Origin of the sequence: Actinoplanes sichuanensis (assembly GCF_033097365.1) — a bacterium.
Lineage (GTDB): Bacteria > Actinomycetota > Actinomycetes > Mycobacteriales > Micromonosporaceae > Actinoplanes > Actinoplanes sichuanensis.
On record NZ_AP028461.1, the window covers coordinates 3,648,677 to 3,673,958 of the forward strand.

General features: G+C 69.0%; 13 protein-coding genes. 5 read left to right on the plus strand and 8 right to left on the minus strand.

What is annotated here, in order from left to right:
• Window positions 1–2 precede the first annotated feature (2 nt).
• Window positions 3–2,984, plus strand: a complete 2,982-nt coding sequence (locus Q0Z83_RS16635) for an FtsX-like permease family protein (protein ID WP_317794837.1) — start codon at window positions 3–5, stop codon at window positions 2,982–2,984.
• Between the two features lie 353 nt (window positions 2,985–3,337).
• Here the strand turns inward: Q0Z83_RS16635 and Q0Z83_RS16640 are convergent, their stop codons facing one another.
• From Q0Z83_RS16640 to Q0Z83_RS16655, 4 genes are read right to left on the minus strand one after another with little or no spacing between them, the layout of a single operon-like run.
• Entirely contained in the window at window positions 3,338–5,032 is a 1,695-nt protein-coding gene (locus tag Q0Z83_RS16640; RefSeq protein ID WP_317794838.1) for a beta-N-acetylhexosaminidase, read from the minus strand.
• A gap of 9 nt (window positions 5,033–5,041) precedes the next feature.
• Complete coding sequence (locus Q0Z83_RS16645; RefSeq protein ID WP_317794839.1) at window positions 5,042–5,848, minus strand: carbohydrate ABC transporter permease; 807 nt, start codon at window positions 5,846–5,848, stop codon at window positions 5,042–5,044.
• Window positions 5,845–6,855: a carbohydrate ABC transporter permease gene (locus Q0Z83_RS16650; protein ID WP_317794840.1), complete on the minus strand. Its 1,011-nt coding sequence runs from the start codon at window positions 6,853–6,855 to the stop codon at window positions 5,845–5,847. The genes Q0Z83_RS16645 and Q0Z83_RS16650 overlap by 4 nt, the downstream gene beginning before the upstream one ends.
• Window positions 6,852–8,147: an extracellular solute-binding protein gene (locus Q0Z83_RS16655; RefSeq protein WP_317794841.1), complete on the minus strand. Its 1,296-nt coding sequence runs from the start codon at window positions 8,145–8,147 to the stop codon at window positions 6,852–6,854. Before Q0Z83_RS16655 ends, Q0Z83_RS16650 begins: the two co-directional genes overlap by 4 nt.
• Window positions 8,148–8,252: 105 nt before the next feature.
• Between Q0Z83_RS16655 and Q0Z83_RS16660 the strand changes: the two genes are divergently transcribed.
• Entirely contained in the window at window positions 8,253–9,248 is a 996-nt protein-coding gene (locus Q0Z83_RS16660; RefSeq protein ID WP_317794842.1) for an N-acetylglucosamine kinase, read from the plus strand.
• A 62-nt stretch (window positions 9,249–9,310) separates the two neighbouring features.
• Here Q0Z83_RS16660 and Q0Z83_RS16665 read toward each other — a convergent pair whose 3' ends face one another.
• Entirely contained in the window at window positions 9,311–9,748 is a 438-nt protein-coding gene (locus Q0Z83_RS16665) for a hypothetical protein (RefSeq protein ID WP_317794843.1), read from the minus strand.
• A gap of 8 nt (window positions 9,749–9,756) precedes the next feature.
• Window positions 9,757–21,303, minus strand: coding sequence for a LamG-like jellyroll fold domain-containing protein (locus Q0Z83_RS16670; RefSeq protein WP_317794844.1), 11,547 nt, complete (start codon window positions 21,301–21,303; stop codon window positions 9,757–9,759).
• A 223-nt stretch (window positions 21,304–21,526) separates the two neighbouring features.
• Between Q0Z83_RS16670 and Q0Z83_RS16675 the strand changes: the two genes are divergently transcribed.
• Both Q0Z83_RS16675 and Q0Z83_RS16680 read left to right on the plus strand, forming a co-directional pair.
• On the plus strand, window positions 21,527–22,051 hold the full coding sequence (locus Q0Z83_RS16675) for a type 1 periplasmic-binding domain-containing protein (protein WP_317794845.1): 525 nt from the start codon (window positions 21,527–21,529) through the stop codon (window positions 22,049–22,051).
• 162 nt (window positions 22,052–22,213) lie between these two features.
• Window positions 22,214–22,714: a QsdR family transcriptional regulator gene (locus Q0Z83_RS16680; protein WP_317794846.1), complete on the plus strand. Its 501-nt coding sequence runs from the start codon at window positions 22,214–22,216 to the stop codon at window positions 22,712–22,714.
• Window positions 22,715–22,739: 25 nt separating this feature from the next.
• Here the strand turns inward: Q0Z83_RS16680 and Q0Z83_RS16685 are convergent, their stop codons facing one another.
• Entirely contained in the window at window positions 22,740–23,636 is an 897-nt protein-coding gene (locus tag Q0Z83_RS16685) for an alpha/beta hydrolase family protein (protein ID WP_378078555.1), read from the minus strand.
• Window positions 23,637–23,773: 137 nt separating this feature from the next.
• Complete coding sequence (locus Q0Z83_RS16690; protein ID WP_317794847.1) at window positions 23,774–24,751, minus strand: helix-turn-helix transcriptional regulator; 978 nt, start codon at window positions 24,749–24,751, stop codon at window positions 23,774–23,776.
• Between the two features lie 64 nt (window positions 24,752–24,815).
• On the opposite strand from Q0Z83_RS16690, the gene Q0Z83_RS16695 reads away from it, so the two are divergent.
• Window positions 24,816–25,268, plus strand: coding sequence for a hypothetical protein (locus Q0Z83_RS16695; protein ID WP_317794848.1), 453 nt, complete (start codon window positions 24,816–24,818; stop codon window positions 25,266–25,268).
• Window positions 25,269–25,282 lie beyond the last annotated feature (14 nt).

Below are 25,282 nucleotides of genomic sequence, written 5' to 3' on the forward strand. Positions count from 1 at the left end.
CCGTGACGTTGAGCAGCCTGCGGGCCCGATGGGCGACCCTGATCGGCACGTTCGTGGCCCTGGCGCTCGGTGTCGCCCTTCTCACCACGATGGGCCTGGCGCTGGCCTCCACGCTGGACGCCCCACCCCAACATCCGTCCCGGCTGGCCGGTGCCCCGGTGGTGGTCCGCGGCGTCGACGAGCTGCGTGTCGCGACGCCCATCGGCGACCGGACCCAGCCGCTCGCCCAGCCCCACGCCGTGCCACCCGCTGTCGTCACCGCCTTGGCCCGAGCGGCCCCGACCGTCCCGGACCGTTCCTTCCCGGTCTCCGTCTCGCTCTCCCCGCCTGCCGCCATCGAGCTTGTCCCCTCCGGCGCGACCGGCGCTTCACCGCCGACCCGCGCCTCACCGCCGCCGCGCACCTCACCGCCCCCAGCTTCGCTGCCCGGCACCTCACAGCCGCCCGCCTCACCGCCACAGCCGCCCACCTCACCGCCGCCCACCTCACCACCGGCGCGCACATCACCGCCCCCGGCTTCGCCGGTCCCCGGCACTCGCTCGGTTCCCGAGGTGGCCCGAGCCGTCGACCTCTTCGCCGAAGCCGGGAGTCTCGTCGGACACCCGTGGGCGATCGCCGAGTTCGGCGGCCACCGGCTCGTCGCCGGCCATGAGCCGCGCGAGTCCGCCGAGATCGCGCTGGTCGCCGATCCGGCGCTGGTCGGGCGGACGGTTCGGGTGCGCACTCCGGCGGGCAGCGGCGACTACACCGTGGCCGGTGTGCTGGCGCCGGTGTCGTTCGAGCGGGCCGTGTTCTTCGCCGACGGTGTTGCCGCGTCGATCGCCCCGCACATCGACAACCTGGTGGTGGCCGCCGACCCGGAGTCGGTGCGGGCGATCGTCAGCGCGTTCCCGGGCGTGCAGGTGCTCACCGGTGACGAGCGGCGGCGGGCCGACCCCGATCCGAACCGTGACTCCGACGCACTCGTCGCGATGAACGCGCTGCTCGGCACAGCGGGTGGGGTGACCACGTTCGTGTCGGTGTTCGTGGTGGCGTCGACGTTCGCGTTCGCGGTCGCCCAGCGGCGTCGTGAGATCGGGCTGTTGCGGATGGCGGGCGCGACCCCGGGCCAGATCAGGCGCACGGTGTTCGCCGAGGCCGCGGTCGTCGGGGCGGTGTCGGCGGCGGCCGGATGTGTGCTCGGGTCATATGGCGCGCCCTGGCTGGCCCGGCTCCTCGTGGACGAACGGCTGGCTCCGGCCTGGTTCACCATCGGTGATCACCTGTGGCCCTACCACGTGGCGTTCTGGACCGGTCTGCTCGTCGCACTTGCCGGAGTGGTGGTGGCGACCGTCCGGGCCGGACGGGTGCGACCGACCGAGGCGTTGCGCGAGGCGTCGGTCGACAGCCGGGCGATGACGGCGGGTCGATGGATCTTCGGATTCGGGATACTGGCCGCCGGGGTGGGACTGCTCTGCTGGCGGTTGCTCAGCGATCCGGGTGAGACCCTGCACCGCAAGACGTACACCACTCAGCCGATGCTCCTGATCACGGCGGTGGCGCTGCTCGCGCCGGTCCTGGCCGGCCCGCTGGCCCGGCTGGTGGCGTGGTTGCCGGCGCGGCTACCCGGCGCGACCGGATTGCTGATGCGGGAGAACGCGAGCGCTGCCGTCCGGCGAACCGCGGCTGTGGCCGCCCCGGTACTGATCACCGTGGCCCTGGCCGGTTCCCTACTCGGCACGACTGCGACCATCGCCGAGGCCAAGGCAACCGAGCAGCGCACACAGACGGCCGCCGATCTGATCGTGACCGGCAGCCCCGGCCAGGGTGGGCCGATCGGTGCCGAAACCGGTGAGTCGGCAGGTGCCGATCTCGGTGGGCCGATCGGTGCCGAAACCGGTGAGTCGGCAGGTGCCGATCTCGGTGGGCCGATCGGTGCCAAACCCGGTAAGTCGGCAGATGCCGAGCACGGTGGGCCGGCAGGTGCCGAGCACGGTCGGCCGGCAGGTGCGGAGCAGGGTGGGTCGGCCGGTGCCGAGCAGGGTGGGTCGGCCGGTGCGGAGACGCTGGACGCCCGGACGGTGGGCGCGATCCGCGCCGTCCCGGGTGCGCGGGTGATGACCAGCGCGTCCACCGCCGTTTACACGCTCGAGGACGGGGTGGCTCTGGTCCGTTCGCAGGCGCGGGTGGTCGACGCGTCGACGCTGTCGGTGGTCAGGAATCTGCCGGTCAAGGCCGGTCGGGTCGACGACCTCGATGAGGACGCGATCATCGTCAACGAGGAGTGGGCCGAGCACACGGTCGGCACCCGGGTCGACCTGTGGCTCGGTGACGGGACCCCGCGAAACCTGCGTGTGGTCGCGGTTCTGGCCACCGGAACGGGGAGCAACGGCGTCTATGTGACCGCCGCAAACGCCGGCGGCGCGCAGCCGGACCAGCTCGAACTGTCGTGGGCACCGGGTGCCGACGCAAGATCTGGCGAGGCAGCGGTCCGCCGCATCGTCGACCCGTCGGTGCGACCGGGCGCGGACGGCGACGGTGGGATGCGGGTGTGGACCCGGGAGCAGTGGCTGGCGGACCAGATCCCGGCGAGTAGTCGGCAGACGCGGGTGGGGTTCATGGTCGTGTTGGGGATCGCGCTGCTGTACACCGGTATCGCCATCGCCAACACGATGGTGATGGCCACCTCCGACCGGGCTCGTGAGCTGGCGATTCTGCGCCTCACCGGCGCGACGAGACGGCAGGTGCTGAGGCTGGTCGCGGCCGAGGCGCTGACCGTGGTGGTGGTCGGTGCGGTTCTCGGCCTGCTCGTGACGGCCTTGAACCTCGCGGGCATCTGGGCCGCCTTGGCCGTGCTGTCGGTATGGGTGCCGATCGTCGTTCCCACCTCCGCCCTCGCCGTGACGCTGGCGGCCTGCGCAGTCGTCGCGGTGTCGGCAGCGGTGGTACCCACGGTCGCGGCGCTGCGGACCCGCCCCGTAGACCTGGCCGGAACCCGTGAATAGACCAGGAGCCCGCGGGCGCACCGCCACGCGAGGCAGCGGCAACGGCAGACGGCAGACGATCGGCAACGCCCGACGGGCCAGACCAACGACGCTGGGCCGAAGCCCAGCGGACCGCACGACGTGGCCGTCTGGTCGGTGAGGGCCGACTGGTGTTCGCCCCATCGCCGGCCAGCCGGACGTCGAGGACCATGGCGCCGCCTTCACGACCTCGGCCGTGGTGGTGTCGACGTCCCCGACACGGAAGCTCATCGCCACGGCGGCCAGGGATGATCCGTTGCAATCCCCCGCACCGTCACGGGACGACCCTGGTGGATCGGACGGCGACGGCGCGGGGTACGTCCGAGCAGGCCCGGTCACGGGGTGGTGATGGCGGCTACCAGGCGGGCGATGTGTTCGGCTCGTTGTTCGCGGGTGGCGGGGCGGCCCGGGACACCCGGGCGCTGCTGCCATGGGCGGGGGCCGGCGGGGTGGCGGTACTCGACGCCGAACGCGTCCAGGCGGGCCAGGTGGTGGGTGAGGCGGCGCTCGAAGTCGGTGAAGTCGCCGCCGGCCGGGCTCCACAGCGTTTCGGCGACCGCGCACAGACGGGGAAACAGCAGGTAGTCGACGGTTCGAGGGGAGTCCGCGTGTTCGGTCCACATGGCGGCCTGGCCACCGAGTACGTGGCGGGCCTCGTCGGGGGTGAGTTCCGGCGGGACCGGGTCGAAGGCGTAGACGTCGCGCAACCCGAGCGGGATCGACACCGGGATGGGTTCGGTGGCGAGTTCGGATTGGCGGTAGTCGAGGTAGACCTTGTCGTCGGGGCAGGAGACGACGTCGAAGCCGCGGCGGGCGGCGGTCACGGCTCCGGTGCTGCCCCGCCACGAGGCGATCGTCGCCCCGGTGGGCAGGTCGCCTTCGAGGATCTCGTCCCAGCCGAAGAGCCGCCGTCCGGCGGCGGCGAGATGATCACCGAGGCGGCGTACGAACCAGGCGTGCAGTTGCTGCTCGTGGGTGAGTCCGAGTTCGGCCATCCGCTGCTGGGTTCGCGGGTCGTCGCGCCACTGGTCTCGGGGGCACTCGTCGCCGCCGATTCCGATGTAGGTCGAGGGGAAGAGTTCCATGATCTCGTCGAGGACGTCGGTGAAGAAGTCGACGGTGGATTCCTCGGCGTTGAGGACGTTGCGGTTGACGCCCCATCTCGTCCAGACCTGCTGTGGTGTGCCGGTCACCCCGAGAGAAGGGTAGGCGGCGAGCGCGGCCTGGACGTGACCTGGAGTCTCGATCTCCGGGACGACGGTGATGAACCGCTGGGCCGCGTAGGCGACGATCTCCCGGATGTCGTCCTGGGTGTAGTAGCCGCCGTGTGGCCGCCCGTCGACGGGTCCGCCGCTGACCGCGCCGACCTGGCTCTCGTGTCGCCACGCCCCGACCTCGGTCAGCCGGGGGTGGCGACGGATCTCGACCCGCCAGCCCTGGTCGTCGGTGAGGTGCAGGTGCAGGGTGTTGAGGCGGTGCATGGCCATCAGGTCGATGATGCGCAGCACGTCGTGTTTGGGCATGAAGTGCCGGGCGACGTCGAGCATGAGCCCGCGCCAGGCGAAACGCGGGGTGTCGTAGATCTGCACGGACGGGATCGTCCAGCGGTGCCCGGCGCTGGGGGCCTTGCGGTGTACGGCCGGCGGCAGCAGTTGCAGGAGCGCCTGGCCACCCCAGAAGACGCCGGCCGGGCCGCCGCCGGTGATCACCGCGCGGTCGGGGGTGACCCGGAGACGGAACGATTCCGGGCCGAGATCCTCGTCGAGCGCCAGCAGGATGGTGGCGGAAGCGGACGACGAGGCGGAGGTCGAGCCGGGGGCGGAGGCGGAGGCGAGGGCGGAGGCGGGGGCGGAGACAGTGGTCGAGGCAGTGGTCGAGCCCGGAAACGGCAGGCCGGTCGGTGGCCGGAGCGCCGACTGGAGCCAGGCGAGCACGCCGTCGAGCGGGGCCGGGGCGGCGATGGTGGAGTGCTCGTCGAGGACGAGTTCGCCGTGACCGGGGGTGAGCGAATACGGGCGTGGGGTCAGCAAGGCGGGAACCTAGCCCTTCACGGCGCCGGCGGACATGCCGGCGACCAGGTTGCGCTGGATGATCAGGAAGAACACGACGACCGGTGCGGCGAAGATGACCGACGCGGCCATCTGGGCGCCGAAGTCGGTGCCGGTGTGCGGGTTGGTGAACGAGGCGAGCCAGACCGGCAAGGTGTAGGCGCTCTCGTCCTGCATGAACGTGTAGGCGATGAGGTAGTCGTTCCAGGCGGCGATGAACGCGAAGATGCCGGTGGCGATGACCCCGGGTGCGACCAGCGGGAACAGGACGCTGACCAGGATCCGCCAGGTGGTGGCGCCGTCGATCTGGGCGGCCTCCTCGACTTCGGCGGGCACGGCGACGAAGAAGCCGCGCATCACCCAGATCGAGAACGGCAGGACGGTGGCCACGTAGGCGAGGATCAGCGCGGTGTAGGTGCCGAGCAGGTCGAGGCGGTTGAACATGGTGAACAGCGGGATCAGCATGGCGGTGGCCGGCAGCATCTGGACCGCGAGGATGACCACCATGATCGTGCGGCGGCCGGGGAACCGGAACCGGGACAGGGCGGCCGCGGCGAGGATGCCGAGCACGATCGACGCGACCACGGTGACGGCGACGACGAGGACGCTGTTGCCGAGGTTGGTGAGGAACTGCGGCTGGGTGACGGCGGCGGTGAAGTTGTCCAGGGTCGGGTGGTGCGGCCAGAAGTGCGGTTCTGGGGTCATCACCTCCGGGCGCGGTTTGAAGGCGGTGTTGACCATCCAGTAGACCGGGAAGATCCAGACGAGGCAGAAGACGGCGGCGATGGCGTTCTTCACAGGTCCTCCCCCGCTTTCAGGAGGTTGCGGATGTAGACGGCGGTCAGGCCGAGTAGTAGCAGGGTGGTGACGACCGAGATGGCGGCGCCGTTTCCGATCTTGAAACCGACGAACGCCGTCTTGTACGTGTAGACGCCCAGTGTCGCGGTGGCGTCGTCGGGTCCGCCGCGGGTGATCAGCCAGATCTGGTTGAAGACGTTGTAGTCCCAGATCACCGAGAGGATGGTGACCAGCAGCAGGGTGGGCCGCAGGAACCGCAGCGTGACGATCCGGTAGACGGTCGACTCGGAGGCGCCGTCGAGCCGGGCCGCCTCCTTGTACTCGTGCGGCACCTGGGTCTCCGCGGCGTTGAGGGTGAGCGCGATGAACGGCACCGCCTGCCAGACGATGAGCAGCCAGATCACCACATAGGCGAGGACCGGGTCCTGCGCCCAGTTCAGCCCGGCAGCGTCGCCGAAGACGCCGGACCCGCCGGGGAAACCGAACGCTTCAGACAGCCAGGCGAGGAAGGAGCCGAGGGCACCGAGCATCCAGTTGACGACGCCGTATCCGGGTTGGAACAGCCAGTTCCAGACCAGTGACGACGCCACGTTCGGCATCGCCCAGGCCACGATCAGCACGACCGTGACCGTGTTGCGCCAGGCCCGGCCGAGGCGGGTGAGCAGGTGCGACACGCCCATGCCGATGAGGACGCTGCCGGCGACCATGGCCGCGGTGAACAGCACGGTGCGCAGCAGCGCGACCCAGAAGTCCGGGTTCTGCAGCAGGGTCGTGTACTGGTCGGCGCCGACGAACCGGTAGACCCCGGTGAACAGGGTCCGCTGGCTGTAGTCGGTGAACGAGGTGAAGACCAGGAACCCGATCGGGGCGAGCGTGACCACGGCGAGGACCAGTCCGGCCGGGCTGAGCAGCAGGTACGGGGCCGGGTCCCGCCGGCGGCGCGAGCGCGCGGCCGGCGGGGTGACGGGTGCGACTGGCACGTCGCGCGGGGCGGTTACGGTCTTCACTGTCCCGCGAGGGTGGTCTCGAGGTGGGCGTCGAATTCCGTACCCGCGGCTTCCGGGGTTTTGGCGCCGGAGGCGACGGCGGCGAACACGTTGTTGATGCTCTTGTCGCCCTCGATGGTGGACCATTGCGCCGCAGCCGGGGTGGCCTTGGACGACAGGGCGCCGCCGAAGAAGCCCTGCTGCTGTTCGGTGAGGCCCTTGGCCTGGGCGGCCTGGATGCCTTCGGTGCTGTTCGGGATCCAGCCGTCCTTGCCGTAGACGAACTCGTCCTGCACGGCCGGGCTGCCGGCGATCTTCACCCACTGCAGGGCCAGGTCGTGGGCGTCGCTCTTGGCGGCGATGCCCCAGTCGGAGCCGCCGAGCATGACCGGCTGGGTCTTGCCGGAGGTGCCGGGGAACGGGAAGGTGCCCAGGTCCTCGGCTTTGATCTGCGGGTTCGCCTTCTGGATGAGGCCGATCGAGCCGCTGGTGGCCAGGATCGCCGAGGTCTTGCCGTCGGCGAACAGCTGCGTCTGGTCGGGTGTGATGGTGTCCAGGGTCCGCGACGCCGCGGTGGAGTAGGTGTTCTGGAACGTCTTGAACTCGGTGAGGCCCTTCTGCCCGGCCGGGGTGGAGAAGCCGCCCTTCCAGGTCTTGCCCTCAGCCGTGGCGATCTCGCCGCCGGCGTCCCAGAGGAACTGCAGCCCGGCGAACCAGTACTGGCCGGGCAGGTAGAACGGGGCGAAGTCGGCGGCCGGGTTCTTGGCCTTGACCTTGTCGAGGGCGTCGGTGAGCTCGGCGTAGGTCTTCGGCACGGCGGTCACTCCGGCGGCGGCCCACGTCTTCTTGTTGTAGATGACGGCCCGGGCACCGGCGAAGCCCGGTACGCCGTAGAGCGCGCCGTCCACGGTGGCCGGATTTTCCAGGCCGGCCAGCCAGGTGCGGCCCTGCTGCAGGTCGGCCTTGTGTTCGGTGAGGTCGAGCAGGCCCCCGTTGGCGGCGAACCCGGGCACCTGGGTGTTGCCGAGGTCGAGCACGTCGGGGGTGCCGGAGGTGGACAGCGCCGTACTGATCTTGGTGGTGATGCCTTCCCACTGCTGGATCTGCAGGTCGACCTTGGCCCCGGTGGCCTCGGTGAACCTGCTGTTGATCGCCTGGAGGGTGGCTTCGGTGTAGTCGCCGTCCATCACCCACACGGTGAGGGTCTGGTTCTTGGGGTCGCCGGTCGCGTCGCCGCCGCCGCCCGAGCAGGCGGTGAGGGCGAGCAGGGCGGCGCCGATCGCCGCGGTGACGGAGGTGGATCTATGTGACATGCGCGCTCCTTGGCGGTCATGTTTTTCACAGCTTGCCGTTGCCGATGAAAATTACGACCGCACGGAGGGCTAGTCAATAACTGTTGGCTATGTTTCCATTTCGCCATGAAGCTGGTGGTGGGCGTCGACGCGGGCGGGACCTGCTCCCGGGCGGTCGTCGCGACGGTCGACGGGGAGATCGTCGGGCGTGGTCTGGCCGGTCCCGGCAACCCGCTGTCGCACGGCCCGTCGCAGGCGGCCGAGCAGGTCAGGGCGGCTGTCCAGCAGGCGCTCGGCGGGCACTCCCCCGCCACGGTCGCGGCCGCGACCCTCGGCATCGCCGGTCCGGCCGGCACCGGCCCGTTCGCCGCGGCGCTCCGGATCGGCGGTCCGGTCACGGTGGTCGGCGACGCGGTCACCGCCTTCGCCTCCGGCTCGTCGGCCGCGGCCGGTGCGGTGCTCATCGCAGGCACGGGCGCGATCGCGGCGGCGGTTCACGATCAAGAGGTGGTACGGACGAGCGACGGCCTGGGCTGGCTGCTGGGCGACGAGGGTTCGGGGCGCTGGCTGGGCTTGCAGGCGATACGTTTCGCCGTCCGGAACTGGACCGATCCCCTGGCCATGCGGGTGGCCACGCACGCCGGGGTGACCAGCTCCGACGACCTGGTCTACTGGGCGCAGGCGCTGCCGTTCCCAGCGATCGACGCGCTGGCGCCGCTGGTCTGTGCGGCCGCCGACGACGGCGATCCGGCTGCTCGCACCCTGGTCGACGCGGCGGCGGCCTGCCTCGTGCGCACCCTGGACGACTTGGGCCAGAACGGGCCAATCGTGCTCGCCGGCGGCCTGCTGGCGGGCGGGTCACCCGTACAGCATGGCGTCCTGAGGGTTTTGGAGAATCGCGGCCGGCAGCCGCATCTCGCGCTGGACCCGGCGGCCGGCGCCGCGTGGCTGGCGGCCCGGCAGCTGAGCGCGCTGCCACCGGACCGCCTGCACGAGGCCTTGCTCGGCGCGCCGTCACCGGCGACGCCGTTGTCGGCCCGCCTCAGGAGCGCGGGCCGGGAAGCGCGGCCGGACGGCGCCACGCGGCGAGCGACAGCCCGCGCAGCAAACCGGCCCCGATGAGCGCCTGAACCGTCACACGATCGGCCGCGGCGCCGAGTTGAGGGCCATTGCCAACCCTCGTCTCAACTAACGCGGACTTCGCGACCGACTTTCAGCCCGGCCACCCATGCCAGCCATCGCAACGCCTCGTACGGGAATGGACTGTCGTCATGATCAAGGACGATCGTCAGACGAAGACCGTCATCGGAAACGTGCGCATCACCGATGCTCCACAGATCGTTCTTGAACGAGAACCAGTGGAGCCATGACTTCACCGTCCAACCGGTTTCCCTTTCAAACGCATCAGGATCAGGTGCGGCGCGCCATTTCGCGAGCCACTCCTCAGCCTCTTCACGAGTCCTCACGGGCGAGAGTGAACTAGTCAACCAAGCCGGAAGATCCTGGCCGACCTCCTGCCAATCGTCATTCCACCGGCTCTTGAGCAGAAGGAGGAGTTCCGCGACCTGGGCGGGATTCACCACCGTAGCAGCATCGGAGCTGAGGTCGATTTCGGTCTTCATGCCACTCCTCATCCGATCTTTCCAGTGCCCTGGATGATATATGGGAACATCAGGTTCAGATGGAGTGTTCGCAGACCGTACTGATCCGGGAGATCAGACCCGTCGTATCTATGCTTGTCAACCCTGAGCGGGCGCGTCGGGAAGTCGTCCGCCGCCGACTCCGGGACCTGATCCGCTCGCAGATAATCAAGAAACTCCCGCTTGACCTTGAAACTCTTGATCACCGTGTCGGGAAACTTCTCCAAATGCGCAGCCCGGAATTCCTCGGCTCGCGCCCGGTCACCGAAGTTGAGGAAAAGCATCTTTCCCTCCTTCTTCTTCTTGGAGTTGGCTCCACGGATCATGACAAAGCCGTCGTTAATTCTGACTCGCTCGTTGCCTTTGCCCTCGACGCGATACACCGTGATCGTTTCGCAATCGTCGATCTCATCGTTGTTGTGGACGAGAACCGGAGAACCGCCGGCAAGGACGAAATAGGTGTGGATGTCGTCGACGGTGAGGTCGCGCATCACCTTGGAGCCGGTGTAGTTCCGGACCTCGGTGACGTATTGGATCTGGCCGTCCGGGCCGACCAGCGTGGATTCGCCCGCGACCAGTTCGTCCGCGTCGACCCAGGCGCCGGTGGTGGCGTCCCAGAACGGATGGTGTGCAGTCGTCTCCAGCAGTGAGGACTCGGTCGGGCCGCGAGTACTGCGGTCGCCCTTACCCTCGTTCACCGCCTTGCCCGCGGTGACCAGCGGCTGGTCCGACACAGTGACGTCAGTCAGTTCGATGTCGCGGTTGGAGTGCAGCAGGGTGACCGGCCGCGCGCCTTCCTCACCGGTCGCCGGATCCTTGGCGCGGACCTTGTCACCGAGGTTGACCTCGGAGATCGGCCGAGTCGTGCCATCGGCCATCAAGACCGGAGTCGACGGGTCGAAGCTATGCGTCGGTGGGCAGGTCTCCGGCTGCTCCGGAGCCTCGATCTCCTCTTCCTCGGACTTCTTTTTCTTCTTCTTGGAGTCGCCCTTGTTCCCCTTCGGGGACTTCGGATCGTTCTTGGCCTTGCCGCCCTTTTTCGGCTTGTCGTTGTCGCTCTTCTTCGGCGACTTCCGAGGTTCCTGCTTCTTCGCGGGCTTCGACGGGGCGGGCTTCTTCTCGGCCTTGGCGTCCTTGCGCTGCTTCTCCGCCTTCTTCTTCTTTGTCGGCGGCTTTTTCTTCTTCTTCGGCGGCTTGGGCTTCGGGATCTTCTTGCCCATCAGGTCGCTCAGGTGTTTGCGTGCCTGGGTGACCAGGCTGCGGGCCGTCTGCATCGCCGAGCGGGCGACCTCGACCATGCGCTTCCACGTGCGGTAGGCACCGAACGCGCGGTCGAGTGCCCGGTAGAGCGATCGGCCGAGCTGGAACACCTTGGCCGGGCCGAGCACGCTCATCGCGAGGTCGAGGCAGTCCATCAGGCTGCCGGCGATACACCCGACGATCGAGTAGTAGCCGATCATCCCGAGGATCATGTCGCCGGCGACCTGCATCAGGATGTCGACGACCGGGATGTTGCTCTCCCGCTCGGCACGCTGGTACTCGGCCTCCTGGCGGGCGATCTCCGAACCGGCCGCCTGGATGTCGCGGTCGCGCTGCTCCATCAGCTTGGTGTAGACGGCCATTTCGGCCTGGTACTTCTTCAGCGCGCAGGCGTAGTCGTACTCGCCGCACTTGCCGTCGACGGCGTTGCCCGTGGTGTCGGTGTTCGACATCGGGTCACCCTCGGCATACGCGAACCGATTCGCCGCGCCCGACGTCGGGGTCGGGCTGTTGGTCGCGGTGTCGCGAGTGTCGAAGGCGCCGGTCTCCGGGTCGTACCAGCGCGACCACATGTTGACCTTGCCGGTCGTCTGGTCGGTCCACTCCTGCTGGTAGCCGAGCCGGCCGGTCATGCCACCGGCGGCCAGGACCTTGCCCCACGGGTCGTAGGACACCGACCCGGACAACGTCGTCCCGGTCGCGGTGAACTCGCCGACCACGTCGGTGTGGGCGTCGGTCCAGGCGTACCGGTTGCCGGCCGAGGAGGAGACTCCGACCAGCTGGTCGGCGATGTCGCGGACGTAGACGGAGCTGCCGTCGGCGGCCACGTCGTTGCCGACTCCGGTGTAGGTCAGGTTGGGCTGGATGACCCGGCCCAGACCGTCATAGGTGTACGTGCTGCGCCCACCGGACTTGGAGCCCTGCGAGACGACCTGGTTGAACGCGTCGGTGGTCGTCTCCACCGTCTGACCGCCCTGGACCGTGGAGGCCAGGGTGCCCCGGGCGGTGTAGGTGTAGGTCGTGCCGTCCGAGTCCGAGGTCAGCTGGTTGCGCTGGTCGTAGGCGAACGTCTTGGTGCCCGCCTGCACCCGGTTACCGGACTTGTCGTAGGCGTACACCGTCGGGGTGATGCCGTTGTCCCAGCCGACCATCCGGTCGGCGAGGTCGTAGGTGTAGGTGTTCGTCGACGCCCCGTTGAAGCCGGTCGTCGTCTTCTTCGTCAGGCTGTCGTTGGCGTTCCACTCGTAGGCGATCTTGCCGACACTCGCTCCCGCCGAGGTCTTCAGCTCGTCGGAGGACAGCCGGCGGAGGGCGTCGTACTTCAGCGTGCGGGTGTTGCCGCCGTAGGCGATCGTCTCGACCTGCGACAGGTTGTTGTAGCCGTACGTCATGTTCACGCCGGCGGTGGTGTTCTGCACGCTGGCCGGACGGCCCAGCGGGTCGTACTGGTAGGTGGTGGTGCCGGCGCCGTCGACCCGCTTGGTCAGCGACCCGTCGGGGTTGTACTCGTAGGCCGAGTTGCCGGAGACGCCGGTGATCGAGGTGATCAGGCCCCGGTCGTCGTAGGCGACCGTGTTCGCCCCGGCCGACCCGCCGAACGAGGTCAGGCGTCCGGCCTTGTCGTAGGTGAACGTCTTGTCCGTGGTCGCCACCTGGGCACCCGTGCCGGCGCTCTTCGTGAGCCGGCCCATCGTGTCGTAGGTGGAGGTGACCGACACCCCACCCGGCGAGTCGAGCCTGGTCATCCGGCCGCCCGCGTCGTACGACGTGGTGTAGGTGCGGTCGGCGAGGTTCGGGGTGGCTGTCGTCGCCGGTTCGATCTGCGACTCGGGCAGGTTCCACGAGTTGTACGTGGTGATGAAGTTGTTGCCCCGGCCGTCGGTGAACCGGGTCTGGTTGCCGGCCTTGTCGTAGCCGAACCTGGTCACGATGGCGTCCGACGAGCTGATCGGCTCCCGCTGCATGGTGAGCTGACCGACCGCGTCGTACTCGAAGTACTTGTACGTGCCGCGGGCGTCGGTCACGCCGACGGTGTTACCGGCGACGTCGTAGTGCACGGACTGGGTCCGCAGGGCCGTCGTGCCGCCCGGCGCGTAGTCGGCCGCCCGGATCGCCCGGCCGGCGAAGTCGTACGCCGTGTTGCTGAACGAACCGTCCGGAGAGGTGGTCCGGATCGGGCGGCCGACACCGTCGTACGTCGTCTTCGTGGTGTTGCCCAGACTGTCGGCGATCTCGGTCTGCGCACCGGCCACGTCGTACTTGATGGTCGCGGTGACGCCGGTCGGCGACACCACACTCGTCGGCCAGGGGTACGAGCCGTCGGTGCCGTACTTGTAGGTGGTGACGTGCTGAGCCGACGACGACGCGCCGCGGACGATCTGGGTGGACGTCACGGTCCGGCCCAGATAGTCGAACTCCTCGCGGACGGTGGCGCCGTTCGGGTCGGTGTGCTGCAGGAGGTCGCCGTCGAGGTTGTAGGCGTACCTGGTCTCACCGCCGTCCGGTGCGGTGACCCGGACGTTGCGCCCCAGCTGGTCGTACAGGTAGGTGGTCCGGGCGCCGAGCGGGTCGGTGGTGGCCAGGATCTGGCCGACCTCGTCGTACTCTGCGGTGGTCCGGGCCTTGATCGGGGTGCTGGACCCGGGTGCGGTGTAGTCGGGCAGCAGGGTCTCGACGATCTGGCCGAGCCCGTCGTAGCGGGATTCCGTCACGTTGCCGTTCGGGTCCTGCTGCTCGGTGGCCTCGCCGAACGTGTTGAAGCCGGTCCGGCTGGTCGACACGGAGGTGATCGGGCCGCCCTCGCCGGTGACCGTGCTGACCGCGGGCGTGGTGGTCACCACGGCCCGGCCGACCTCGTCGAGCGTCAGGTTCACGGTGGAGCCCCGCGGATCGGTCGCCGAGGTGACCGAACCGTCGGCGGTCAGGCCGTAGCTGATCCGGCTGACCTTGGCGTCCACTGACGGGAACGTCGTCGAGCTCATCAGCGTGCTGATCGTGGCGACCGGCAGGGCTTCCTGGTAGACCTGCAGGTCGTCGAGCTGACCGGAGAAGTAGCCGCTGGACGCCGACTCCGCGCCGAGGCGCAAGCCGGTCGCCCGGTTGTTGAAGTTCTCGGTGGTGGTGACGGCCGCGCCGCTGGCGACACCGTTGATGTACAGCTGCGCCTTGCGGGCCACCGGGTCGACGGTGACCGCGAGGTGGGTCCAGGCGGACGTGGCCGTGGCGCTGGGGGTGGCGCTACCGATCCAGACGGTGTCGCCGTTGGCCTTGCGGACCGACATCGTGTACTGCCAGGAGTCGGTCTCCACGTCGTAGTACAGCTTCATCGCGGAGCTGCCGAGGTCGCCGGAGAGGGTCGCGACGTACCGGTCGACGTCCTCGGCGCCGATCTTCGCCCAGAGCGCCAGGGTGTACGGGCGGGTGGTGTCGACCGGCGGGTTGCCGGTGATCCCGGAGGCCGCGCCGTTGAACGAGGCGGAGCCGCCACGTTCGGTGGACCAGGTGACGCCGCTGCTCAAGGCGCCCCGGTTGTTGCCGGTGGCGTCGGCGGTGGCGGTGCCGGTGGTCTCGTCGAGTTTCCAGCGCAGGGTCGGGGTCGTGCCGTCGTGCAGGTAGGTGGTCTGCTGGCGCAGCCGGCCCATCCGGTCGTAGGCGGAGTCGGAGATCCCGAGGTTGGTGGTGCCCTGCTTGACGGTGGTGCGGACGATCTCGTCCTCGGGCGAGTACTCGTAGACGGTGCTGCGGTTCAGGCCGGTCGGGTCGAGGGTGGCCGTGGTGCTGCGGCCGGCCTTGTCGTACTCGCGTTTGGTGGTGGTCAGGCCGTTGTTGGTGACCGTGTTGACCACGTTGCCGGTGGCGTCGTAGGTGTTGCGTTCCAGCACGAACGACTTGCCGGTGGTGTCCTTGCGGGTCACCGACACCAGCAGGTTGTTGTCGGTGTAGGTGTAGGCGGTCTCGACGTTGAGGGAGTCGGTCTCCGAGGCCAGCCGGCCCGCCGCGTCGTACTTCAGCGAGCGGACCACCAGGTCGGTGGCCGCGGTCGGCGCGTTGGGGTCACCGGTCCAACCCTCCACGACGGTCCGCAGCTCGTTGCCGTTGGCGTCGTAGTCGGTGCGCACGACGCTGTCGTCGGCGTGTTTCTGGCGGTTGACCCGGCCGTACGCGTCGTAGCCGATCTCCAGGCGGTTGTCGTTCTGGTCGATCTCGGCGTCGCGGCGGCCGAACGAGTCGTACTCGTAGGACACCTTCCGGGGCGCGTCGCCGCCGGTGAGGTCGGTGACGGTCTCGGCGGTGACCAGGCCGTCGGCGTTGTACTCGACGGTGGTGAGTGGGGAGTGCTTGGCGCCGGTGACCGCGTTGGTGGTCGGGGTGTCGGCGACCGTGACGACCCGGTCGAGGCGGTCGTGGGTGTATCTGGTGCTGCTCGTCTCGACGACGCCGGTGGGGGTGAGGAGGACCTCGACCTCCCTGGTCACCCGGCCGAGGCCGTCGTACTCGTAGCGCATGATCTGGCCGGCCGGGTCGACCGTCTCGGCGACGTCACCGCTGGGCAGGTAGCGGATGATCTGCATGCTGCCGCCGGGCTTGATCACCCGCCAGGGCAGGCCGGGCGGGGCGTTGCCGCCGTTGTAGCCGCCGTTGGTACCGCCGTCGGTGTAGGAGACGAGCGTCTTGCGGCCGAGCGGGTCGGTCTCGCTGATCCGGTTGCCCTTGGCGTCGTACTCGTAGGTCGTCAGGTACGTGTTGTCGGTGGCCGACGCCGACCCGGCGGCACGCAGCGCGATGGGCCGGTCGTTCCAGGCGTGGGCGGCCGGGTTCTCGGTGGTGGCGTCCGGGTAGTAGGAGGTGTAGGCGGTCGAGCAGAGGTTCGCCGACCGGTCCTGGCAGGTGGTGACGGCCACGACGTTGCCGCGGACGTCGTGTTCGTTGATCACCATGTTGCCGAGCGGGTCGGTGACCGAACGCAGGTAGCCCTTGCCGCTGTAGCCGTAGCGGGTGGTGTTCTTCAGTGCGTCGATGTCGGCGACCTTGCGGCCGTACATCAGGTCGTTGACGACCGTCGTCTCGTCGGTTCCGGGACCCTGCACGGTGTAGTTGATCTGGCCGGCCGCCGACTGGGTTACCGCGTCACGGGTCTTGAACTGGTACGACGCCTGAGCTTCGTCAATCACCGAGTTGTAGAACGCGACCTCGGCGAGACTTCCGGCGTAGTAGTTGGTCGTGTTGTTGTCGACGTAGAACCAGTTGCTCATCCAGCCGTTGGCGTAGCCGCTGCCCAGCGTGCGGGTCGGGATCTGGTCCGGGACGAGTTCGGCGGTGCCGGTCGACGACTGGGCCTTCACACCGTCGACGTACAGCGTCTGGGTGAACCCGTCGGCGGCCAGGACGACGTGGTGCCACTTGCCGTCGTTCACCTTCGCCTTGCTGGTCAGCGACGGCAGCCACATCTGGGCGGCGCTGGCATTGCAGGTGTACAGCTGCAGGATGGTGCCGTTGGTCTTGGAGTTGCCCGGGTTGTCCAGGCAGGTGGACCAGCCGAGGCTGTTGGTCAGGCCGCCGGCGTCGGCGAACCACTTCTGCGACTCGTGGTTGTTGCATGTCCACAGGGTCAGCTGGGTGCCGCTGTTGCCGCTGCCACCGTACGGCGTGAGGCACTTGCCGAAGGCCTTGACGTAGAACGTCGAGTTGAGCGTGGTGCTCGCGTCGGTCGGGACGAACGTCCAGTTCTGGGCGGCGGTGCCGTTGCAGGTGTAAAGCTGGATCTTGGTGCCGTCGGTGCTGTTGCTGCCCGGCACGTCCATGCACTTGCCGGCGGCGCCGATCGAGTTGACCGGGCCGGTGGTGGTGCGGGACGGGGACAGGGCGCGCAGCTTGCCGTCGGTGGTGATCCAGATGGTCGGCTGGGCGACCTGGTTGGGGGTGCTGGTCCAGGCGTCGGCCTCGCCGAGCAGGACGGTGCGGGCGTCGGTGGTCTTGAACCACATCGACACCGAGCTGGCCTTGTTCGGCGTGGTTCCGGCCGGGAGTTTGACGTACGAGCTGGTGCCGTTGAAGGTGGCGGCCTTGCCGGCGCCGGTGCCGAGCGGGCTGATCTCGGTGCCGAGGCCGACCGAGTTGTAGGTGGCGGTGCTGCCGTTCACCTCGTTGACCGCGTCGGCGCGGCCGGCGCTCTCGGCCATCCGCCAGTAGTTGGTCGGCGCGCCGCCGAGGACGGCGCTCTCGTAGACCTTGCTGGTGCCGGTGATGGTCGGGGCCTTCGGCAGCCAGGTCGCGCCGTTGCCGTCGATCACCTGGGCGACCCGGCCGCTGGCGGGGTCGTACGAGACGGTGGCGCTCACCTCACCGGACGGGCGGAGCGCCTTGGTCATCGGTTTGGTGGCGGACAGGCCGGAGGCGCGCAGGTCCTTGACGGTGGCGGCGTCGGTCGCGACGTCCCAGATCGCGACCTCGGCGATCGAGCCGGTGAAGTAGTCGCGGGTGCCGATGACGCTCTTGGCGTTGCCGTGCGGCTGGTTGGGCCGGCCGCCGCCGAGGAAGCCGGCGCCGATGTACGACTTGGCGGCGGTCAGGTCCTGCAGGGTGACGCCGGTCTCGTAGTCGACCTGGTCGCCGTCGAGGTAGAGCTCCTGCTTGTTGCCGCCGGCGGACAGCACGACGTGGTGCCAGTTGCCGTCGGACACGGTCGCCGGGGTCTCCAGCGGAAGCTGTCCGTTGCGGGGGAAGAAGCCCTGCTCGACGCGGAGCTTCTTGTCACACGGCTGGATCTCGACGGCGTAGATGTAGTTCGGGTGGGCGACGCCGACACCTTCGCGGTCCGGGAAGTGGGCGCAGGATCCGGCGTAGATGTTGACGAGCTGGCCGTCGCCGTTGAGGTCCCATTTCTGGTAGTCCTGGGAGTTGCAGTTCTCGATGACCACGTCGACGCCCTTGCCGGCGTTGCCGTTGTCGAGGGCCATGCACCGGGTCGCGCCGCCGACGGTGACCCGCAGCTCGGAGGCCGCCGTGTAGTTCCACTGCTGGTTGGCGCCGCCGGAGCAGTCGTCCAGGTATGTGGAGTGGAACTCCTGCATGACGAAGTCGGGTGCGGTGATGCAGCCGCCGTGTTTCTGCGACTGGATGCTGCCGACCGCGGTGCCCGGCTTGGTGGCCTTGGGGAAGCCGCCCATCAGGCGGCCGTCGGTGCCGATGTAGAGCGTCGGGTTGTACGCGCCGGAGGTGGTCGAGTTGGTGATCGGATCCCAGGACTGGCCGTAGAGGACGCCGGATCCGCCGGACGTCTTGAACCACATGCTGACCGACTGGTACGACGTGTCGCTGGCGGTGCCGACCGGGACGGACACCTGCGAGCTGGTGCCGTTGAAGGCGGTGGCGGTCGAGCCGGAGCCGGTCAGCGGGCCGGGCTGGCCCAGGGTGACGCTGGTGTAGGTGCCGTTGTCCCGGCCGCCGTTGTCCAGGACGGTGCTGGCGGCCTTGGTGCCGCTGGTCTCGTTGAGCCGCCAGTAGGACAGCGCCTTGGCGTTGGCGACCGCGGCCGGGTGCTGGGAGTTGGAGGCGTCGTACTGGTAGGTGTGGCAGTCGCCCCAGCTGGTCGGCGGGCACACCTTGGTGAGCCGGCCGTCGGTGTAGTCGTACCACCAGGTGTTGGCGGTGTCCCAGTCGCCGGGGACGGTGGGGTCGGTGGCGACGTAGTTGACGCGCTTCGGGGTGGTGGAGGTCCAGTACAGGTCCAGGGCCCGGCCGGAGGCCCCGGAGGTGATGGTGGAGACGAGGTTGTCGGTGTAGGTGAGGGTCTGGGCCCGTCCGGCGAGGTCCTTGATCGTCGACAGGCCGATCTTGCCGTTTCCGAGCGGCTGGAGGAACTCGTAGGTGGTGCCGTCCTTCTCGGCCAGGCGATAACCGGGGACGTTGCCGACGTTGATCGCGGTCAGCGTGGAGGTCCGGCCGGCCGGTGAGGCGTAGGTGTCGTTGAGCGGGTCGGTGTCGGTGTCGAGGTTGTGGCCGAAGGCCAGCTCACGGCCGGTCGGGTAGGTGATCACGACGGTGTTGACGACGCTCTTGCCGCCGACGGTGGCGTACTTCTCGACGACCTTGGTGTCCACGACGCTGGACCATCCGGCGCCGAATGCCTGGTCGGTACGCGGGTCGGCGCTGTTGTACAGGCGGTTGATCTCCAGCGGCGGGCCGGCGGAGTTGACGATCGCGTCGCGGGCGGAGGTGGTGTAGTTGCCGGTGACGGCGTCGAAGCCCTTGTCGGCGTTCTGCGACAGCGCGGCCGTGGCGGCCGGCTGCGGTACGGGCGTCACCAGCAGGTGTTTGAACAGGCTGCCACTGTTGGTGGCCTTGCCGTCGTTGACCAGGACGTCCCAGTAGTAGGTCTCGCCCCATTTGAGGGTGCCGGCGGGAACGGTCCAGGTCTTCTTGGTGCTCACCGGTGAGGAGATCAGGGGGGTGGTGCCGGTCTTGGGGTAGATCCGGAACTGGGTCGTCATCGCGTACGGCCAGTTGTCCGGGTCGTGTGCGTCGGCGATCAGGGTCGGCGTCAGGGTGGTCGCGGCCTGGCCGTAGCCGGGGTACATCTCGTCGACCTGCGGGTCCTCGTTGTCGTCGTAGACGATCTGCAGCGACGGCGTGTACGCCGACTCGTTGCGGGAGGTGAACCGCTTGAACGCCGCCGAGTTGGTCTCGGACGCGGTCAGGGCGAGGCCGAAGTTGGACATGGTGCCCAGTGACCAGCCGTTGAAGGTGGCCGGGTTGAGCGTCACGTAGCGCCAGGTGCCGACCGCCGGGTTCGAGGCGGTGTTGTTGCAGGCCGGCGTGTGGTCGGTGATCACGCCGGTGCCGATCGGGGCGGAGTACTTCGGCCCGGCGGCGAGGGTGCCGTTGTTCTCCAGCGACGCGACGGTCCAACTGGTGGTGATCCGCCGGACGTAGAACGGTTCCTGGTTGGAGCAGTTGTACGACCAGGTGTGGTACAGCTTCAGCTTGGCCGACTTGATCTGGGTGCCGATCAGGCCGACGTTGTCGAACTCGTCGAAGTGCATGAACGACCGCATCCGCGTGGTGCCGCCGTCGTAGGTGCCGACCGGCAGATCCTCGTCGTTCTGGTCGACGGTGCTGTTGGTGTCGTCGACGTAGACGTCGCCGGTGGTCCAGGTCTCGGTGCTGACCGACGGGTCGACGCGGACCGGGTACTGGCGGGCCGGGTCCTGCAGCCACTTCTTGTCGGCGGTCACCTTGAGGGCCGGGCCGCCGTCGACGGTGATCAGCTCGTAGTCGACGTCACCGGACTGGGCGGTGTCGCCGGAGGCCGGGTCGACCTTGGAGTCCTCCATGTAGCCGGGCGGGATCCGCATCGCGGTCTTGCCGGAGGCGTCGAGCAGGTCGATCGAGCCGTCGGACTTGGCCTTCGGGGTGAGACCCTCCAGCTTCAGCGGGAACACCCATTCGTTCCCGGCGGCCGGCGACTCCAGGACGATGGTCTCCTTGAGCCCGGTCTTGGTCGACTGCAGTTCGAGGTCGGTCAGCGGCAGGATGTCGGCGTAGGTGGCGGTCGAGCCGTGCACGTCGGCGGCGACGTCGGCCGCGCCGGCCAGGTCATAGGAGATCGTGTGGCCGGCCGCGGTGGAGACCGATGCCAGGGCCTCGTCGGCCGAGGCGACGCGCAGGCTGCCGGCGGCCGGGGCGGTCGACGGGGACACGGTGCCCGGGTCGTCGGTCGCGGAGGCGCCGAGGGTGACGTCGATCGAGTTGGCGCCGGCCTCCAGCCGGTCCCCGACCATCTTGAGGCTGGTGTCGATCGGCTGGTAGGTGCCGTCGGCGGCCTTGTAGTTGACGCGGGTGTCGTACAGCTGCCGGGTGTAGGAGCCGTCGGCGTTCTGGAACTCGTCGTACGTGGCGGTCGACCGGTCGGCGCGCCGTTTGCTGGTCTTCGGGTCGAAGCTGTCGGCGTCGCCGCCCTTCTTCCCGGTGGTGCCGGACTTGCCGGACGGCTGGGTCGGCAGCGTGGGGTCGGCGACGCCGGTACCGCGGCCGGGCGCCTTCCCGGCGCCTCCGTCGGCCCGCGTCTCGGCGGCGTCCACGTAGTGCTCGTCGTCGTCCGCGCCGCGGCCGGGATCGAGTTTCGGCAGGCCGGCGACGGCGGCGAAGCCGGGGGCCTGGCGCAGCGGGGACAGCAGGCCGGACACCGGCCAGCCACCGCCCTCGGGGACCACCTCGGGTGGAATGCCCAGCGACATTCCGACAGCAAGCGCAGTGAAGACAGCAATCCGCCGCCGCATGGTGAGCCCCGTTTCTCACAGCATGTTCCAAGGTGCGGCGAAGCATGCGGCACGGAGGTCAGGGAGCACAAGATCTTGAATGGTTCGATGCGGTGGCCCTGAGGGGTCAGGGTTGAGAAACGCCAGGTGAACGCAGGGTGTGTGCTACGTCACACGGTGGCATATATCGGGTGTGACCACCTCGGATGTTGCTCTTGAACCCGCGCACGCTTAATCTCCGCCGATGTCCACCAAGCAACTCCCCCGCTGGGTCCCGACCTCCCGTCGATCGATCCTGGTCACCGCCGGTGCCGGTGTGCTGGTCGTCGCCGGCCTCCTGACGTGGGCGCTGTGGCCGGAGCCGCCGCGCCAGCGGGAGTACCTGGATGCCACCGCCTGCCTGCTGACCGACGAGCAGGGTGTCACCGCGGATCCGGCGAAGACGGTGTGGACGACCATGCAGACGGCGTCCGTCAAGAGCCTGGTCCGGGTGCAGAACCTCCAGGTCAACGGCCCGCAGACGGCCGACAACGCGGCAGCCCACCTGGCGTCGATGACCGGTGGCGGCTGCGGCGCGATCCTCGCGGTCGGGCCGGCTCAGATCGAGGCGGTCACCAAGAGCGCCGGTGAGCACCGCGACATCCGGTTCCTCACCATCGGTGGCGGCACCGCGGCCGAGAACGTCCAGGTCTTCGACGCGACCGACACGACGGCGCTGGAGAAAGCGATCCAGGAACGGCTCGAAACTCTGGCCGACGGCGCCGAATAGCGGGCCGAACGGTCATTTCCGGTAGCGGTTCGGTCGACGCCGTTCCATTTCGCTTGGCCGGTCCGTGACCCGTCGATAGCATTCGTTCTCCCGCTCCCAAGGGAGTTCGATTTGCCTCCTCAGCGCGTCATCGATCCCGATGTACTCCTGCGTGGCGCGGCCATGCATTATCTGAAGCATTCGACGATCGACATGGAACTGTTGGCCGGGGAGTTGGCGATCAGCCGGGCCACCCTCTATCGGATGGCCGGCAGTCGCGACGCGCTTCTCGGTGAGGTGTTCTGGGCGATCGGGCGGATCTTCCTGACCGAGGCGTCGGGTGAGGCGACCGGCACCGGCCCGGACCGGGTGATCGCGGTGTCCCGGCTGTTCGCCGAGATGGTGACCGGGGCTCAGCAGCTGCGACGGTTCGTGGCCGAGGAGCCGCAGACCGCGGCCCGGGTGCTGCTGACCACCGGCACCGAGGTCCATCACCGGGCCGTCGACGCCCAGCTGGAGATCTTCGCCGAGTCGCGGGTCACCGGGGATCCGGCGGATCTGCGGCAACGGGCGTTCCTGTATGTGCGGCTGATGGAGTCGGTCGTCTACAGCCCGGTCCTGGGTGTTCCCGAGCTGGACTTCGCGCTGGCCGAACCGGCGTTGCGGGCCCTGCTCCCCGGCTGATCCGGCGGCCGGGCCCGCTGCCCGGTCAGATCTGGAAGTTCGCGCAGCTGCTGCGGTACTCGTCGACGGCCAGGCCGGCACCCGGGCCGGGGCAGACGAACTGCTGGTAGCGGGCGTCGTTGTCGACGAACACCTTGAGCCAGGCGATGCTGAACTTCGCGATCGTGGTGTTCGCGCTGTTCGGCGCGAAGTGGGTGGCGTTGTTCAGCTCCAGGTACGCCTTGCCGGGACTGGCCGGCAGGCTCTGGTAGAACGGCTCGGCGTGCGTGGCGACCGGCGCGACGGTGTCGCCGTCGGCTCCGACGACCAGGGTCGGGACGGTGTTGCCGGTCCATGACTTGGTCAGGTTCCAGGGGGTGAGCGGGATCGCGGCCTGCAGCGACGGTCGGCTGCGGGACGCTTCCAGGGTGCCGCCGCCACCCATCGAGTGGCCGACCACGGCCACCCGGGTGCGGTCGATCCGGGTGCGCACGCTGCTGCTGCCGGTGAGGTAGTCGGCGGCGGCGAGCAGTTGGCGGCCGCGGCTGTCCGGCTGGTCGCCGGTGGTCAGGGTGTCGATGTTGAACACCACGAAACCCTGCGAGGCGATCCGCGGTGCCAGCCAGGCCATGCTCGACTTGTAGGCGGTATAGCCGGGGGCGATCACCACCGCGCCGAAGGTGCCGGCACTGGTGTCGGTCGGGTAGTAGATGTCGCCGCCGCCGAACCCGCTGACGGCCAGGCGCGACACGCTGGTCTGGGTGGTGGTGAACGGTCCTCGAACCGCTTCGATGCTGCTGTTGCTCGGGGCCGGGCCTTTCGGGAACGACACGGTGGCCGCGTTCGCGGACGGGACCAGAGTGATTCCGGCGACCGTGAGTGCGACGGCGGCCGCCACGCCGACGACGATCCGGCTACGCTTCTTGAGGGTGTTCGAGGACAACGCGTCTCCCCTTGTCGATGAGATCGGACAACCGATTCTCGGCAGCCGGGAATGCGATTCTCAATAGGGCGGAGACGTTGTGAGACGGCGGTCTTAGAATGCATCGCAGAATGGTCGCGCTCCCATTGCGGCGACCCCTACGATTCGTAGAGGGCGGCCATCGCCGCGATCGTCTCGCGCAGCTGCCGGACCAACTCGGGCGGGCCGACCGCCCGGGCGTCGGCACCCAGCCGCATCAGTGAGGCGGCGGCGTGCGGCACGTTCTCCAGGGGGATGACGGCGTGGTGCCAGCCGTCCGGGTCGGGTCCGGTGCAGGTGCGCAGCGCCAGGCGGGACGCCTTCGGCCCGAGCACGTCGGGCAGTTTGGCCAGGCCCGCCGCGGTGAGCCGGATCTGCGCGACGGCGGCGTCGGCGGCCTGCTCGTAGTGCTCGACGTGATCGCGCCAGAAGGCGGCGAGATCGAACCCGGCGGGCCGGACGACCGGCTCGTCGAGGGCCCGCAGACCGGTGATCGACGAGACCCGGTAGGTGCGTGGCGCCCCGGTCCCGGCGGCCACCAGATACCACACCCCCGCCTTCAGGACGAGACCGAGCGGATGCAGGCGGCGGGTGACCACCCCGGGCCGCGGTGACCAGCGGCGGTAGTCGACCTCGACCGCCCGGTCCTGCCACAGCGCCCGGGCCGCGGCGTGCAGGTGCGGCACGTCGTCGGGTTCCCGGTACCAGCCGTTGGCATCGAGGTGGAACCGCTCGCGGATGCGCAGCGACGCGTCCCGATACGCGACCGGCAGCGCAGCCAGCAGCTTGAGCTGCGCGGCCGCCACCTGACCACCGAAACCGAGGTCGGTCGCCGGGCCGTCCATGCCGGTGAACAGCAGCGACTCGGCCTCCCCGGCGGTGAGGCCGGTGAGCCGTGTGCGGAACCCGGCCATCAGCTCGTAGCCGCCGGTCGGCCCCTGCTCGGCGTAGATCGGCACTCCGGCGGCGGCGAGCGCGTCGACGTCGCGGTAGACGGTCCGGGCGGTGACGCCGAGCTCGGTGGCGAGCTGGGCGGCACTCATCCGGCCGCGGCTCTGCAGCAGCAGCATGAGCGAGAGCAGGCGGCTGGCGCGCACCCGTGCAGACTGCCAGGCGACCACTGACAGAAGATGTCAGGGGTAGCCGCCGAGGATCGGCGTCATGAACGACTTCGACTTCTTCATCGGCTCGTGGAACGTCGTCAACCGGCGACGGACCAGCATGTTCGACGGCACCGACGACTGGGAGACCTTCCCGGCGACGTCGGTCGGCCGGCAGGTCTTCGACGGCGGCGCGAACTGCGACGAGATCGTCTTCCCGACGCAGGGCTGGAGCGGTTTCACCCTGCGGCTGTTCGACACCGAACGGCGGGAGTGGTCGCTGTACTGGGCGAGTAGCCGTAGCGGCCTGCTCTACCCGCCGGTGGTCGGCCGTTTCACCGACGGGCGCGGCGACTTCTACGGCGACGACACCTGGCAGGGCCGCCCGATCCGGGTGCGTTTCACCTGGTCCGACATCACCGCCGAAACGGCGCGCTGGGAGCAGCTGTTCTCCGCCGACGGCGGAGAGACCTGGGAATCCAACTGGATCATGGATTTCTCCCGGTCCGCATGAGACCCATTCGGTAC